The 14,120-nt window shown below is 37.4% G+C and carries 19 protein-coding genes; 13 read left to right on the plus strand and 6 right to left on the minus strand.

Annotated elements, in window-relative coordinates:
• Nucleotides 1-22: 22 nt before the first annotated feature.
• From QUF91_RS02715 to QUF91_RS02725, 3 genes are all read right to left on the minus strand, one after another.
• Nucleotides 23-379: a hypothetical protein gene (locus QUF91_RS02715; protein WP_289416766.1), complete on the minus strand. Its 357-nt coding sequence runs from the start codon at nucleotides 377-379 to the stop codon at nucleotides 23-25.
• A 17-nt stretch (nucleotides 380-396) separates the two neighbouring features.
• The gene (locus QUF91_RS02720; protein ID WP_289416767.1) at nucleotides 397-687 is read right to left on the minus strand and encodes a hypothetical protein; all 291 of its coding nucleotides are present in this window, start codon (nucleotides 685-687) and stop codon (nucleotides 397-399) included.
• 101 nt (nucleotides 688-788) lie between these two features.
• A complete protein-coding gene (locus tag QUF91_RS02725; RefSeq protein ID WP_285396655.1) occupies nucleotides 789-1,811 on the minus strand; it encodes a DUF2804 domain-containing protein in 1,023 nt (340 codons plus the stop codon).
• A 183-nt stretch (nucleotides 1,812-1,994) separates the two neighbouring features.
• Here QUF91_RS02725 and QUF91_RS02730 point away from each other — a divergent pair, with 183 nt between their 5' ends.
• Both QUF91_RS02730 and QUF91_RS02735 read left to right on the plus strand, forming a co-directional pair.
• Nucleotides 1,995-2,489 carry an amidase domain-containing protein gene (locus QUF91_RS02730; RefSeq protein WP_285396653.1) on the plus strand — a complete coding sequence of 165 codons (495 nt, stop codon included), beginning with the start codon at nucleotides 1,995-1,997 and terminating at the stop codon, nucleotides 2,487-2,489.
• Between the two features lie 119 nt (nucleotides 2,490-2,608).
• Nucleotides 2,609-3,181: a nitroreductase family protein gene (locus tag QUF91_RS02735; protein ID WP_285396651.1), complete on the plus strand. Its 573-nt coding sequence runs from the start codon at nucleotides 2,609-2,611 to the stop codon at nucleotides 3,179-3,181.
• Between the two features lie 151 nt (nucleotides 3,182-3,332).
• Here QUF91_RS02735 and QUF91_RS02740 read toward each other — a convergent pair whose 3' ends face one another.
• The 3 genes from QUF91_RS02740 to QUF91_RS02750 all read right to left on the minus strand — a co-directional run bounded on the left by QUF91_RS02740 (nucleotide 3,333) and on the right by QUF91_RS02750 (nucleotide 6,944).
• Complete coding sequence (locus QUF91_RS02740; RefSeq protein ID WP_289416768.1) at nucleotides 3,333-4,715, minus strand: dipeptidase; 1,383 nt, start codon at nucleotides 4,713-4,715, stop codon at nucleotides 3,333-3,335.
• A 95-nt stretch (nucleotides 4,716-4,810) separates the two neighbouring features.
• Entirely contained in the window at nucleotides 4,811-6,010 is a 1,200-nt protein-coding gene (locus QUF91_RS02745; RefSeq protein ID WP_483308074.1) for a site-specific integrase, read from the minus strand.
• A gap of 55 nt (nucleotides 6,011-6,065) precedes the next feature.
• Complete coding sequence (locus QUF91_RS02750; protein ID WP_289416770.1) at nucleotides 6,066-6,944, minus strand: helix-turn-helix domain-containing protein; 879 nt, start codon at nucleotides 6,942-6,944, stop codon at nucleotides 6,066-6,068.
• A 136-nt stretch (nucleotides 6,945-7,080) separates the two neighbouring features.
• Between QUF91_RS02750 and QUF91_RS02755 the strand changes: the two genes are divergently transcribed.
• The 11 genes from QUF91_RS02755 to QUF91_RS02805 all read left to right on the plus strand — a co-directional run bounded on the left by QUF91_RS02755 (nucleotide 7,081) and on the right by QUF91_RS02805 (nucleotide 13,767).
• Nucleotides 7,081-7,251 carry a helix-turn-helix domain-containing protein gene (locus QUF91_RS02755; RefSeq protein WP_289416771.1) on the plus strand — a complete coding sequence of 57 codons (171 nt, stop codon included), beginning with the start codon at nucleotides 7,081-7,083 and terminating at the stop codon, nucleotides 7,249-7,251.
• 16 nt (nucleotides 7,252-7,267) lie between these two features.
• On the plus strand, nucleotides 7,268-7,537 hold the full coding sequence (locus tag QUF91_RS02760) for a hypothetical protein (RefSeq protein ID WP_289416772.1): 270 nt from the start codon (nucleotides 7,268-7,270) through the stop codon (nucleotides 7,535-7,537).
• 57 nt (nucleotides 7,538-7,594) lie between these two features.
• Nucleotides 7,595-7,912, plus strand: a complete 318-nt coding sequence (locus QUF91_RS02765) for a hypothetical protein (RefSeq protein ID WP_289416773.1) — start codon at nucleotides 7,595-7,597, stop codon at nucleotides 7,910-7,912.
• A gap of 68 nt (nucleotides 7,913-7,980) precedes the next feature.
• Complete coding sequence (locus QUF91_RS02770) at nucleotides 7,981-8,967, plus strand: hypothetical protein (RefSeq protein WP_289416774.1); 987 nt, start codon at nucleotides 7,981-7,983, stop codon at nucleotides 8,965-8,967.
• Nucleotides 8,968-9,093: 126 nt separating this feature from the next.
• Nucleotides 9,094-9,345 (plus strand): hypothetical protein, encoded by a 252-nt coding sequence (locus QUF91_RS02775; RefSeq protein ID WP_289416775.1) that lies wholly within the window; start codon nucleotides 9,094-9,096, stop codon nucleotides 9,343-9,345.
• The gene (locus tag QUF91_RS02780; RefSeq protein ID WP_289416776.1) at nucleotides 9,346-9,867 is read left to right on the plus strand and encodes an ERCC4 domain-containing protein; all 522 of its coding nucleotides are present in this window, start codon (nucleotides 9,346-9,348) and stop codon (nucleotides 9,865-9,867) included. It abuts the gene before it with no gap.
• A 298-nt stretch (nucleotides 9,868-10,165) separates the two neighbouring features.
• A complete protein-coding gene (locus QUF91_RS02785) occupies nucleotides 10,166-10,462 on the plus strand; it encodes a hypothetical protein (protein ID WP_289416777.1) in 297 nt (98 codons plus the stop codon).
• A 500-nt stretch (nucleotides 10,463-10,962) separates the two neighbouring features.
• On the plus strand, nucleotides 10,963-11,571 hold the full coding sequence (locus tag QUF91_RS02790) for a BRO-N domain-containing protein (RefSeq protein ID WP_289416778.1): 609 nt from the start codon (nucleotides 10,963-10,965) through the stop codon (nucleotides 11,569-11,571).
• 257 nt (nucleotides 11,572-11,828) lie between these two features.
• Entirely contained in the window at nucleotides 11,829-12,260 is a 432-nt protein-coding gene (locus QUF91_RS02795) for a hypothetical protein (RefSeq protein WP_289416779.1), read from the plus strand.
• Between the two features lie 7 nt (nucleotides 12,261-12,267).
• Nucleotides 12,268-12,894 carry a hypothetical protein gene (locus QUF91_RS02800; protein WP_289416780.1) on the plus strand — a complete coding sequence of 209 codons (627 nt, stop codon included), beginning with the start codon at nucleotides 12,268-12,270 and terminating at the stop codon, nucleotides 12,892-12,894.
• A 54-nt stretch (nucleotides 12,895-12,948) separates the two neighbouring features.
• Nucleotides 12,949-13,767, plus strand: coding sequence for a hypothetical protein (locus QUF91_RS02805; RefSeq protein ID WP_289416781.1), 819 nt, complete (start codon nucleotides 12,949-12,951; stop codon nucleotides 13,765-13,767).
• The last annotated feature ends 353 nt before the right edge of the window (nucleotides 13,768-14,120 follow it).

Raw genomic sequence — 14,120 nt, forward strand, 5'->3', positions numbered from 1 at the left:
GCCGAAGCGACGGATAGAAAGGTCAGAGCGACGGAAAGAAGAGCCGAAGCGACGGATAGAAATCAGAGCGACGGAAAGAAGAGCCGAAGCGACGGATAGAAAGGTCAGAGCGACGGAAAGAAGAGCCGAAGCGACGGATAGAAATCAGAGCGACGGAAAGAAGAGCCGAAACGACGGATAGAAAGGTCAGAGCGACGGAAAGAAGAGTCGGAGTGACGGATAGAAAGGTTAAAGCGACGGATAGCCCCACCAAAGTCGTGGATAGCCCCGCCAAAGTCGTGGATAAAACCATCAAAATCGTGGATAGCCCCGCCAAAGTCGTGGATAGAACCGTCAAAGTCGTGGATAGCCCCGCCAAAATCGTGGATAGAACCGTCAAAATGATGGATAGTCCCGCTAAAGCGGCGGATAGGGCCGGTAAAGCGATGGAAAGAACTGTAAAAGTGATGGAAAGAAGTCAGAGCGACGGATAGAACCGTCAAAATCGTGGATAGCCCCGCCAAAGTCGTGGATAGAACCGTCAAAATCGTGGATAGCCCCACCAAAATCGTGGATAGAACCGCCAAAGTCGTGGATAGCCCCGCCAAAGTCGTGGATAGCCCCACCAAAATCGTGGATAGCCCCGCCAAACCGCCGGATAGCCTCACGAAACCGCCGAGCAAAACCGCAAAACCCACAAATAAACACTATTCATCAACTTTATCGGATTTAACGCGCTGAGGGTGCGAGAATAACAGTGCGTTAAATCCTTATATAACTCATCATCAATAGTAAAATATTTCCTACACTTACCATTTCACTCGGTTTTCTTCTATGCTGCCTAGCATTTGCTTGATTACAAGTGTTTCGCCATTGTCTAGTAATACGGTGCCGTCGTAGTAGCCAAACATTTGATGTACTTCAGATTTTACAAGACCGGCCTTAGTGACGGATACACGCTCGAAAAACGGGGAGAAAGTTAATGAAACTTGGTTAGAGAATTTTGTTTTGATTTTCCATCGTTGCATTAAATCCTCTTGATTATAATTGAATAGTACATCTTCATGTATTTTTGTCATTTTACCTTCAACAAAAACTGCATTTTCGGTCATTCCAGTTCCGTCTGTCCATTTACCACCTAAATTGAGTCCAATTCGTCTACCTCGAACTCGCTGTGAGGCCATTCCCCAATTCCATGTTGACTCACGCGGCCAAACACCACGGCTATATTCTAGTACAGAAAAGTTTTCTTCAGGTGAAAATGTAAAGCGACGAGTACCAATTGTTACAACTCCAGAAGTAGGAAGTATATGATGCTTGCCTGTAAATTGGAATGTTTTACGATTCCAAGGAATGACTACATTCAATGACTCATCTGTAGGTGGATGCTGAATGACAAGCTTCGCACGTAAAACATCTCCATCGAAGTCTGGGATCGAAACTGATAAATGTGTTTCATTTTGTAAATAAGTCATATCAATCATCATTTCACTATTTTTGAATGATACTGAATCTAGCACTTGCGTAGGCATTTTTAACTTTCCGCCCAATGGAACTGTAATTGTTTTTTCAAAATAACGCTGTGTTTCATATTCAAGGAAATAGACGAAGCAGACTGCGGCATAGTCTAGATGACTAACAGTTGCAGAGAAAATAATCTCATCTCCGTAGACACACCAATAATTCCATTTCTTTTTGCGCAGGAGATGGCCACTTAAATTGCAGTTTATAAGGGGCTTACGTGCAAATCCGATGGCAGCTGGATTTAAATTACCTTTTTTATCGCATAAAAGAGTAGGCTGTATAATTTCTTTCTCAGCATGCTGCTTCACTTTCAACATCCCTTCCAGTCATAAAATAATAAATCTATATTTCTTTTACCCTTATTGTAGCAAAAACAATCTTAAAATTAAAAAGATACTACCAAAAAAGACCACATTCTACAGTTTTGCGCATATGGACCTAACTAATAGAAGCACCTCTTTGTACATATGATGAACATAAGGAGGGGAAGTGTGGCAAAAATGTATAACAGACAGGCCGCTGTACAATATGCGAATTTGTGGTGGAACAGGCGTAATCCAGCATTTCCGAATTTTACTGTTGATTGTACGAACTATATTTCTCAATGCTTACTTGCTGGAGGAGCACCAATGCGAGGTGCTCCAAACAGAGGGAGAGGTTGGTGGCTTCAACATGGAAATTGGAGCTTTAGCTGGTCGGTGGCACATTCCCTTAGATGGTATTTGGAAGGCTCTACAACTGGGTTGAAGGGTAGGCGTGTAGAATCTGCTGAGGAATTAGATCTTGGCGATGTCATTTTTTATGATTTCCAAGGTGATGGAAGGATTGACCATTCTGTAATTGTGACGAGTATTCAAAATGGTATTCCATACGTTAACGCACATACTTCAGATAGTATTAATCGATCATATTTTTATGAAGATTCAACGGCCTATACGCCAAGCATGACTTATTATTTCATTCATATAGATGATAGTTTTGCTTAGGAAGGGTAACAGTTTTAAAGATCATTGTTTTGTGATAATGTGAAAGGTAGAAGAAGATATCAATTTCGCCTTGGCGTAATTTCAATATGCTGTAATGTTATAGAAGGAGATAGAAGTATATGAGCGAACATTTTTTGTCTGTTAGGGATGCGATTATAGAGCGTCGTTCTATTAAAAAATTTAATGGTCAGCCTGTAAATCGCGAAGATATGATGGCAATTATTGACGATGCGGTATGGGCACCGAATCATGGTAATCGGGAGCCTTGGCGTTTAGTAGTTGCATGTGGTAAGGAGTTATCTACTCTTTATAATTTATTGCGTGATCTAGCTATACCGAAATGGCAGGAGCTTTCAGATGAAGATTTAGCGAAGCAAATGATGAAATTTACATTATCAGGTGGCTATGCTTTTGTGATCGTTCCAGAGGATGCGCGACAAAAAGAGCGTTTAGAAGATTACGCAGCGGCAAGTATTTTTATTCAAAACATCCAATTGCTAGCATGGGATAGAGGAATCGGCTCATGCTGGAAAACACCTGCTTTCTTAGATAACCCAAAATTCCGTGAAGCTTTAAAGGTTCAGCCGGGTGAGCGTGTTATCGCAATGCTGCAAGTTGGCTATTTTGATGAAGTACCAAAAGGGAAAGAACGTAAAAAATCAGCAGATATCGTCACGATTTTTGGAGAATAATATAGCAAAATCCCCTCGTTTGAAATAGACGAGGGGATTTATTTAACTTCTTTCATCAGAAGTCTCCCACCTCTTATAGGTGGTGAGATGAATGCGGATCTAAGCTACTTTTCAGCGGGTGTCCAAACACTTGATGAAAGACGTTAGGATTTTATTTTTGTAATTCAGCAACTTCAAATAAATAATCGCTTAAAACGCGTAGTCCTTTATCGAAGTTTTCTAAATGGAAGTGTTCATTTGGTGCATGGAAGTTTTCACTTGATAATCCGAAGCCCATTAAAACAACTGGCAATCCTAAAATTTCATCAAAGGCAGCTACGATAGGGATTGATCCACCTCCGCGTGTGTAAGCAGTTGGGACATTATATACTTTTTCGTACGAGCGACCAGCAGCTTGGATAAGTGGATGATCAAATGGTGTTAAGAATGGACGACCTTTATCGAATTCAGAGATTGTCACTTCAACACCAGCTGGCTTATGTTTTTCAATATGTGCTTTTAAAAGTGCTACAATTTCATCAGGCTCTTGATTTGGAACAAGACGGCATGTGATTTTTGCGCCAGCCTCAGCAGGAAGAACCGTTTTAATGCCTTCGCCAGAGAAGCCACCAAACACACCATTAACCTCTAATGTTGGGCGTGCCCAAGTGCGTTCTAAATAGGAATAGCCAGCTTCACCGAATAATTCCTTCACACCAACTTCTTCTTTCACTGATTCTTCATCAAAACCAAGAGCGCGGTAAGCTTCGCGTTCCTCTTCAGATAATGGTAAAACTTTGTCGTAGAAGCCCTCTACTTGAATTGTGCCATGTTCATCACGGAAAGAGGCTAAAATGTCAGCTAATGCATGAATAGAATTTTGGACACCGCCACCGTAAAGACCAGAGTGAAGGTCACCTTTTGCGCCACGAACATCAATTTGAATACCCGTTAAGCCACGTAATCCATAACATACAGCAGGCTTACCAGGACCGTATAGACCTGTATCAGAAATCAAAATTAAATCTGCAGCTAATTTCGCTTTATGTTCTTCAACATAGGCAGGAAGGTTAGGGCTGCCAATCTCTTCTTCACCTTCATAGATGAATTTCACGTTTACTGGTAATGTGCCAGTTGTTGCAAATAAGGCTTCAATCATTTTCAAGTGCATAAACACTTGTCCTTTATCGTCACTAGCACCACGAGCAAACAATTTGTTATCACGAATTGTAGGGTTGAATGGCTCTGTTTCCCATAAATTTAATGGATCAACAGGCTGTACATCATAATGACCATAAAACAGAATAGTTGGTTTGCCCTCTGCATGTAACCAATCAGCATAAACAACAGGGTGACCTGCAGTTTGAGTAATAGAGATATTCTCAAGATTTAATTTTTTAAAAGCGTTCGCTAGCCACTCAGCAGCACTTTGTATATCCCCTTTATGCTCAGATAAAGAACTAATACTTGGAATACGTAAAAATTCGTTTAATTCATTTAAGTGTGTCTCGCGATGTTCTGTGAAATACGCATCTAATTGCTGTATATTTGTCATCTAGCATCCCTCGTTTCAAATATTTCGATAATAGAAATAGTATAGCATAATGTGGTTGGGGAATCCTTTAATAGCAATGATTTCAGTCACATTCGTTATTGATTAGCCCCAGTTTTAGCCCCACTAGCCTGTAAAGTTTGGCTAAATAACGAAACAGATTCTGCTTCTAATTCCTTTAGAACATGACCGTATACATCCATAATCATTTTAGGTGTATTACCTAATCTCTCAGCTATAACTTTCACATTGAGCCCACGATTTAACAAGATGGTGCAATGTGTATGCCTTAAACCATGTATCGTTGTTTTTGGCAATCCAGTCCGTTCTAAAATTTTTTTGAATGCATAAATAGGACTTGTCGGAGCAATCGGATCCGCAGCATGTTCAAATATGAAGACAAATGAATCATCTTTTGATAAGTCCTCTTGTAATTTACGGCCATTTTTAAATAACGCTATTTTACACCACTTTAAATAAGTTTCGAGTTGCTTCATAATCGCTTCATCCACTAAAATAGTTCTATAGCTATTCGTTGTTTTTGGTGTGTGGATGCCAATAACATCCCTAGTACGTTCAATAGTAATAGTGTTGTTTTGAAAGTCGATATTCTTCCACTGCAATCCTAATGCTTCGCCACGGCGGATACCTGTATAAGCGATCGTTAGGAAAAAAGTGTAGTGGGTAATATTTTCATGCTGTTTGGCATTCTCTAAAAAAGTGACCAACTCAGTAGGAGTAAGGAAGTTAGCAGCTTCCTTTTTCTTTTGGCTCTCTGTCGGAATTGTTACTTTCGTGAAGCGGTTACGATTGAGTATTTCTTCTTCAACTGCAGCATTAACAGCAATTTTAAAAATGGTATGCCATGCCCGTATTGTACTAGCCTGGTATTCGCCAACAAGTGCATTGATAAATATTCTTTGATATGTTTGCTTGTCTAATTTTTGCAGCTTGTAATGGCCGAGTAGAGGTTTTAAGTGAACACGTACAATGATTTCTCGTTGAACCTGTGTCCCTTTTTTCCATTTACCTTTATTCGTTTCATACCAAGTGTCTAGCCATTCACCAACAGTCATTTGGTCATTTTCTACATACCTTTTTTCACCACGCAGCGTTGCAGCCTTCACTTCCAACAGGGCTTTCAATGCTGCTTTTTCTGTTTTAAAACCACTTTTCTTCTTTTCTCTCCGCTTCCCAGCAGCATCATAATATTTATGTCGAAACATCCATAGTTTTTCTTTATTCGCATTGAAATAGTGATATATTTCAGGTTCTTTTGCTGATTTATATAACTTCACCTTGTCCATTCCTTTCATGCTTGGCGGCGTGTGTACAGGAATAGGTGAGTTTTATTTAATCTTGATACTCGAATTCGTCTTTCATTTCTTCTATTTTTGTCAGTATTTTTTGTTTGTCAGTTGGCGATAATTTTCGTCCTCCGTAGTTAATTTGAACGTCTGGTAAGTTTAATAAATACTGAAGATCAGGGGAATCACGCCATGAATTTGACATGGCATGTAATTGCATCAGTTGATTTATCTCATTAGCAAAGATATATGCATCATAAATTCTTTTAGCAGAGTCTACTTCTAGTATAGAACCATTACTTAACTCTTTATTCAATTCATAGAATTCTTCAAAAATCATTGAAGAGAATTTTTTTACACTACTATGCTGAAGTGACCTTAACTGAATTAGTATATTGTTTAAAATATTTTGTTCGAACAGATTGTTTCCTTTACCAGCTAACAAATATAAATAAGCAAAAGTAACATCTAGAGCCTTAGCAAGTTCCATAAGTTGAACATTGGTAAGTAGAATTTCCACACCGTTTTCTATTTGTTCAAGTGTAGTTTGTGGAATATTTGTCTCTTTAGATATATCAGATAATGTAATATGCAGTTGGTTACCGCTAACATCGTACATATCTTCTCTAACCTCTCGTATAGCTTCTCCTAGTGTAGGTATCTTGGGTGGTTTTAATAGATTTTCTAGAAGCATTTCTTTCCACTCATCTATATATTTGGCACCAATTAATAACTCCCCAAGTGGGATGTCTAAGATGCTGCCTAATGTCTTCAAGGTATCTATTTTTGGTATTTTAAGATTGTTTTCGATTTTAGAGAGATATCCTTGAGTTATTTCAGCTTTGTCGGCTAGTTCAATCATTGTCATATCTTTCTTTTTTCTGGCCTCTTTGATTGTTTCGCCAAGATTAACCTCAATGAACATTGTTTTCACCTCTTCTTTATAACCTTAATATACAATAATATTCCCAAAATGAATATAAAATATTGCATCTATTTATAAAATACTATAATATTCATATCAGGAATATTCCTAAAATGAATATTTGGAGGTGTTATGCATGGATAAACTCGTTTTAACAGTTCCTGAAGTAGCGAAAGTACTTGATTTAAGTACCGCAACCGTTTATGTAATGGTCCGCAATAATGAAATACCTTATAAAAAATTACGCGGCAAAATTGTTTTTCACCGTGAAACAATCGAAAAATGGCTAGCTACACCAACAGCATAGTAAAGGGGGCTATGAGATGTTACCTGCGAATATAGAATTACAACTCGATAAACAAGCCATTCGACAATACATCGAAAAGCGGCTTGATGAAGAAGTTAGAGAGTCTTTATGGTTTATTGATCTCAAGAAAATGGCGGATTTAACCAATATGTCACCACGCTTTTTAGAAAGTGACATTGTATGTGATGTTCGTATGCGAGCAATTGAAATAAAAAAAGCAAGAAAAAGATGGTGGCCAGCAAGGCAAGCATTTGAAGTTATAAGTGAAATTACGAGTGAATGGTGAAACCACACAACTTGGCGGCGTGTGTATGGAGTAGGTGAAAGAACGGAGGCAAAGAGAATGTATGAAAATCTAACAAATGACGAATTACGTATCTATCGTATTTTAGAAGGGTTGGGAGATTCAGAGAGTTTAACAGGTTCAGAAATTATGGAGCGATTGATGATTAAAGAGCGACGTTATTTTCATCAGCTTATTTTTAATTTGCGCTCGAAAGGTATGCCAGTAGTGAGCATTAAGAATGGTAATCATTCGGGTTATTGGTTAGCCAGAAATAAGGATGACCTCACAGCATATTTGCATGACAAAGAGCTTTATATTGCTACACATAGGAAGATTATTGAAGCCATGAGAGGTGCGGCAGAATCGATTTTTTAATCTCAATAATATTAACGAGGGTAGGAGTTGTGTTTTAAGACAGCTTCTAAGAATCGAGGTGATTGAATTTGAACAACAGAGAATTCGTTAAACAACTTATTACAGAAAGTATAGAGGATGAAAATTATTACTTCACTGTCAATCGAATTTTTAATAGATTTATGGATTCATTGGATGGTGGTGTGTTTTTATCACAGCTAGTTTATTGGTCAGATCATGCTAAGCGTTCGGACGGTTTCTTTTATAAAACAGCCAAAGAATGGCATGACGAAATTCATATCAGTAAACACCAAATTGATAAGCATACTAAGAAGTTAAGTGAATTAGGTATCGTCGAAACAAAGAAAATAAAGGCGAATGGTAGCCCAACAATTCATTACAAACTGGATATAGACCATCTGACCCTTTGCCTTACTTCCTTTTTTAAAAAATTAGAAATGGAAATCGAAAATGTTGAAAATGGAAATTCAAATAATTCGATTTCCAATATTAAAAATTCTGAAATGGAAATTCAAAAATTTAAAAATGGAAATCAAAATAATCAAAAATCCATTTTAAAAATTTCTGAAAACGAAATCAAAAATATTGAAAATGGAAATTTAAATAATTCGATTTCTTTAACAAAGATTACTACAGAGAATACACAAGAGAATACAACAGAGATTACTACTAATGAATACAACAAAGATTATCATCAAGAGATTTTGACTGAGAAAACGACAGACGACTACTCTTTTAACGCCTCTAGTTTATCTAATAGCGTAGATAGAGAAAAAGAAGAAAAGAAAAAAGAAAAAACAGTCGTCGGTCGGTCTCTTTCTAGAAATGAGCAAATTGTAAGTATTGAAAAAGCAATAAAATTCACATTCGATAATGTTGACGAGCAAGTCTATAAAGAAATACCTGGATGGCTTTTATATTCTGATTACGATTCAATCATGACAGTTTTACAAGAGACAGCACAGCTTGAGGAAATTCCTAATAAGCTTAGTAGCCATATATTGAACATGTTGATTGAGAGGAAAAAGCAAGGTCCTACAGCAATGAGTGGGTAAAGTAGGTTGAAAAATGTATAGCAAACTCGTAGAAGTGTTTTAGCATTAAATTTGATAAGCAATAAGGATGAGAGTTAAAAACGCTTCTAAGGCTATCTAAACGATTTTAGAAAGGGTGGAAGGAACATGGGGGACATAATAAATTTTCCTAATTTAGATAACTTATTTATTGAAATTGAACGTACAGAGGCTTTTATACAGACTGCAAATGAATTAAGCACATTCTTAAAAGCCTTACCTTTGAACAACGTTGATAACGATACATTAGTGGAGTTAATGGTGAAACATGTAAAGGAAGCAGAACAGGGGGCTTTTTTACAAGGTTTTAGTATGGGGTATGAATTTAGCGAATATCAAGGGAATGAAGGTAATCTATAGATGATCACTAAATTCAAATATACAGACACCGAACTAAAAAAGCTCCTCTCGTCAATGGTGGTACTCATTGATACTAGGGAGCAGGTGAATCAGCATATTATAAACTTTTTTCAAATCAATAATATCCCATATACAGCTATAAAGCTAGATACAGGGGATTATAGTGCTATGATTCCGCAAAATTTCGAGCTGGGTATATACAGAGATACCTATTTTCCATTAACAGTAGAACGTAAGAACAGCATTGACGAGTTAGCCAGTAGTATCAAAGAGGAGAGGTTCGAACATGAATTGATCCGATCGCAGAAATCAAACTTTACTTTATTAATAGAAGGTAGTTACTCAGACTTGGTGCATGGTAACTACAGAAGCCATTACAACTCCAAAGCATTACTCGCACGAATCAAAACGTTTGAAGCACGCTACCGCTTCTCTACAACCTTTTTGAATGATAGGCAATTAAGCGGTAACTGGATATACAACCATCTTTATTATCATGTTCGAGCCGCGTTGAAAGGATAGAGATGTTAGTCCTGAAACGACGTGTGTCAAATTTGACTCTCCCTACAGAGATAGTAATCGGACAAATCAGACACCTTAAAAAGAGAAGTTGTTAACCTTTGTTAACGTCTTTTATATAAAGCACAATTTTTCTAGTTACCAATTTGCAGAAGATGTACAGAGACATTCGGTGGAGATATAGCTTAGAACGCACAAGAAGCGACAGGGGCGTTTTAAATCTATTTTGTGAGAAAAAGTACAAACGTGAAACGAATGTTCTAAAAAGGGCTGTAAAACATGTTTTAGGGGTGATGGCATTTTGAATAAGAAATATGATTGGGATTGGATGCGAGAATATTATGCACGATCTCAGAAAAATAGCCGTACATCGTTAAAGGATGTTTCCCAGCTCTTTGAGGTACCTTATCAAACTGTTAGGAGAATAGCAGTGAAAGAAAACTGGATAGGCGGTGTAGCTGTATGTAGATGCGCTGAATTGATTGAGTATTTTCCAGATACTGAATACCAGGAACAATATTTGAAATTGGCTAAACCGCTAGCACATCGGAATTATAAGGAATTGGAAGAAATGCAACGATTCGATGATTGGTTTTGAAAGCTACAAATGATGACTTACTGATTGGTAACGTTACTAAATAGCGTTCCTTTTGAAATGCTACAAAAGCTCAGATAAATTACGTTTTTCGATGCACTGGACATGTTGAGAAATGTTAAGGTTGCAACGTTTCCAAAACGGAACTCAATTCACTTCCCAAACGGAACAGGACAGTAAGAAAACGTAAGGTATTAGTGATTTTAGAGCCTTGCAAAACCTAACATTTTACGGAGTACTCCATTGTAGTACTCCAATCGTTTGCCAGTAGTACTACATTGATTTAACTAAGGGAAAGCAGTCGTTTCATAGCGTTATTTTGAGAGTTGATTGGAACGTTCCAAAACACAACACAAATACTTTTCCAAAACAAACAAACCCCAAGAAAACCCATGAATTAGAACAAAAAGTATGCATCCAAAAGTGTGCATATCCAAGAAAAAAGGATGCAACCTTTTCGTGCGATGGTTGCAATGTTTGAAAAATGAGAGGAGGAAAACATAGTGGACATCAAAACAGAGAAATGGCTCGATTATGAAATTCGTTTTGTGGAAATTGAAGGTGAGTGGTGGGGAATTGCTAAAGATATAGCCGATGCCCTTTGTTACAGTAGTACAGCTGCTATGACAAGACACTTAAAAAGTAAATTTCTTACACATGTCAAATTGACTGGTATGAATCAGAAGTTTACAGCAATATCCGAACAAGGGATTTACAAAGCGATAACTCGTTCACAAAGACCTGAAGCAGAAGCATTTGAAGATTGGCTATTTGAAGTAGTTAAAACACTTCGCCAGTCGTCAGGGTTAGAAGGTTTTCAAATCTTTAGGATGCTAGACAAAGTGCATCAAAAGGAAACAATGGCTAAGTTGCAACAATCATTACTAGAACCAACAACGGTGAGCTTTATAAAAGCAAATACAATTGCTAACAAAGCAGTTTCTAGTCGTCATGGACACGTGAAATCTCTAAAGAAAAATCAGATGACACCTGAGATGTTAATTGAACGAGAGCCAATCTTAGCCGATACAGTTGATTTAATGATCGCAAAAGAGAAATTCCGACTTGATTTGTCAGTCAGTAAGAAAGTGTATGAAAAGTATGTGCATTAACAGGCAGTAAAGCTTATGAATATGTGATTAAAAATTCCGAACTGAACACATACATGAATTCAAAAAAATAGTGTGCATCTAGAATGCAACCATGCTAACTTTTGCTAACATATTTCCGTATTAAGGATGCTAAGAAATGCTAAGGTATGTCTCTTGTAGGAGGCTAATAACCGCTTCGAAGATGTTGGCTTTTGTCGGCAACCCACTAAGATGTTGGAAAATGTAGGTGTACTGTATATACGGGATGGTGAAAGATATTGACTTTAGATGAATTAAAACGCCTATTTAAAAAGCAAATACCAGCTGCTTATGAATCGCTAAAAGAAGCAGAAACAATGCCAGAAGGTGAGGTTAAGCGTTATAAAATATCAGCTGCTATTGAGGTGATTGAAAAGGCTCAAGATATTCTCTCGAGTTGCTGGGATGAATTAAAATTTAAGGACGAGCTTATTTTAGCTCATAGACTTGATAACGTACCAAGAGAACGTACAGCCATGATTTTCTTTGATTATGTAAATACCGAACCCACAAGGGCTATAAAAAATTTAAAAGCATTAGAGAATTTAGCGTACAAAAGGCTAATTAAGCTTTTAAACGATCAGGAAGTCCATTTAGAGGATGTTTCAAACACTAGCCAACAAAGTATGGCTGATCGTTTAAAAGCAAAAGAACAACGAATGAAAGGGTGATAGCATGATGACAGACAGCCAATTTTGGGCGTACTTACATGCACAACGAGAATTAGAAGAAATCGAACGAGTATATCAAGCGGAGCGACAGGAAGCTTATGAAGGGATCGTTCCCACTATAACAGGTTTCGATTATGGTAGCGGACGCATCTACAAATTGGCTTGTCATGTTGAAGATTATGCTATTTACCTGGTAGAGCTTTATGAAAAACGAAATCAGCGCATGGAAAAAGTAAAAAAGCGTGTCGAAGTATTGGAAGAAGCAGTTTCCCTTCTCTATGATGACGAGCGAGCGCAGTATGAGGCTTGGAAAGCAAATTCCGTTGGTTTATACCCTGATGTGTTAAAGACTCTGAAAGAGTGTTTGAGCTTTGTTTTAGAACATGACCAAATAAAAGAAGATGCTCATGAATTGTCGGTTACTGAATGGGATGCTCAGGTAGAGAAAATGGAAGAAGATGAGTTGCTTTCAGATTACTGGGATCGTGATGGTTCATTTGACGAAGAGATTAAGAAGCGGCGAGAAAAAGAAAAACAGTATGGCCGGGTTGATTTATCAGAAAGCGCGTTACAGAACTATGCTGAAAAGTTTACGATAAAAAACCGCTTCCATAAGGCAGTAGCGTATTATTAGTCGTGTAGGTACTTTATGCATTCGGAAAGTAACTACATAGAAAGGAGAAGATACATGTTTTGTGTCATTCAGAAAATACAAAAGAAGAAGCAGGATCCGTATGGCACACGTAAAGAAATCATTGTTAGTGAGACAACATTTGGCTTTGCTGGTGAAGAACCTAAGACGTCATATAGTTACACATACAGCGATGAACGATTTGAAAGACCAATTTTAGATGCCTATAAAATTAGTATTCATCACAGCTACCGAGAAAAAGGTGAAGTGAAAAAGAAACAATGGGTTATCTGCACAATGAGTTACTATGATTTCATAGATTCCTGGTACGGCGATCATTATGTTAATCAGACTTTAAAGGAGAAACTAAATGAAATGGGCATTGATGAAGATACCTTTCATGAACTTATTAACGCTAAGTTGGAACCACTCATTGAACAAATTGAGTTGGAGTTTCAACAGACAGAAGAATATAGGGTTAAGAAGGAACAAGAAGCTATCCTCAAGGCACATAGAGAAGCGGAGGTAGCATTTGAAAAGGAATATGGACCAGGTGAATACCGGTATTGCTATGACGTATTTGGGACATTGCGCAATCCAGCGTACTTAGAGGAGCTAAAGGTTAAGAAAAAGGTGCAAGAAGAATATAGAAGACGTAGTTACGAAGAAAGCTTTAAGCGTAACTACAACAATTATTCAAGCGGTGACGGAAGTAGTTACTCAACCGCTTCGACTAGTAACTACAACGAAGATGAAAAGAAGATGCTACATGAAATCTATAGAATGGCATCCAAGAAGTTTCATCCCGATGCGTGCGGTGATGACGGTAGTAAGATGAAGCTTTTAACCAAATTAAAAGATCAGTGGGGACTATAAATGAAATAAGAGGGGGACGAAATTTCGTTTTCCTATAATCTACTAAAGAGAGATGACTTGTTAAACCCTACAACAGACCAATATTAACTTGAAAGAAAGAGAGGAGAAAGAACAATGTAATCTAATCAAGTACCAAGTGCTCGCTATAGAATGAGGACTTGGTATTTTTTTGTTTATATACTTACTCTAATTTCCATTAGAAAACGACGGAAAACTCAGCATCAGAATCTCGTTTAGACATTCAATGTTAAACATGATGCACAGCTAATTTAGTAAGTTTTTTTGTATTTATAATATAAATTTTGTTATTTGGCAAATATTTAACTTGACTCCGTTTTTAAAAGTATGTAATA

This window comes from Lysinibacillus sp. G4S2, assembly GCF_030348505.1.
In the GTDB taxonomy this organism is placed as follows: domain Bacteria; phylum Bacillota; class Bacilli; order Bacillales_A; family Planococcaceae; genus Lysinibacillus.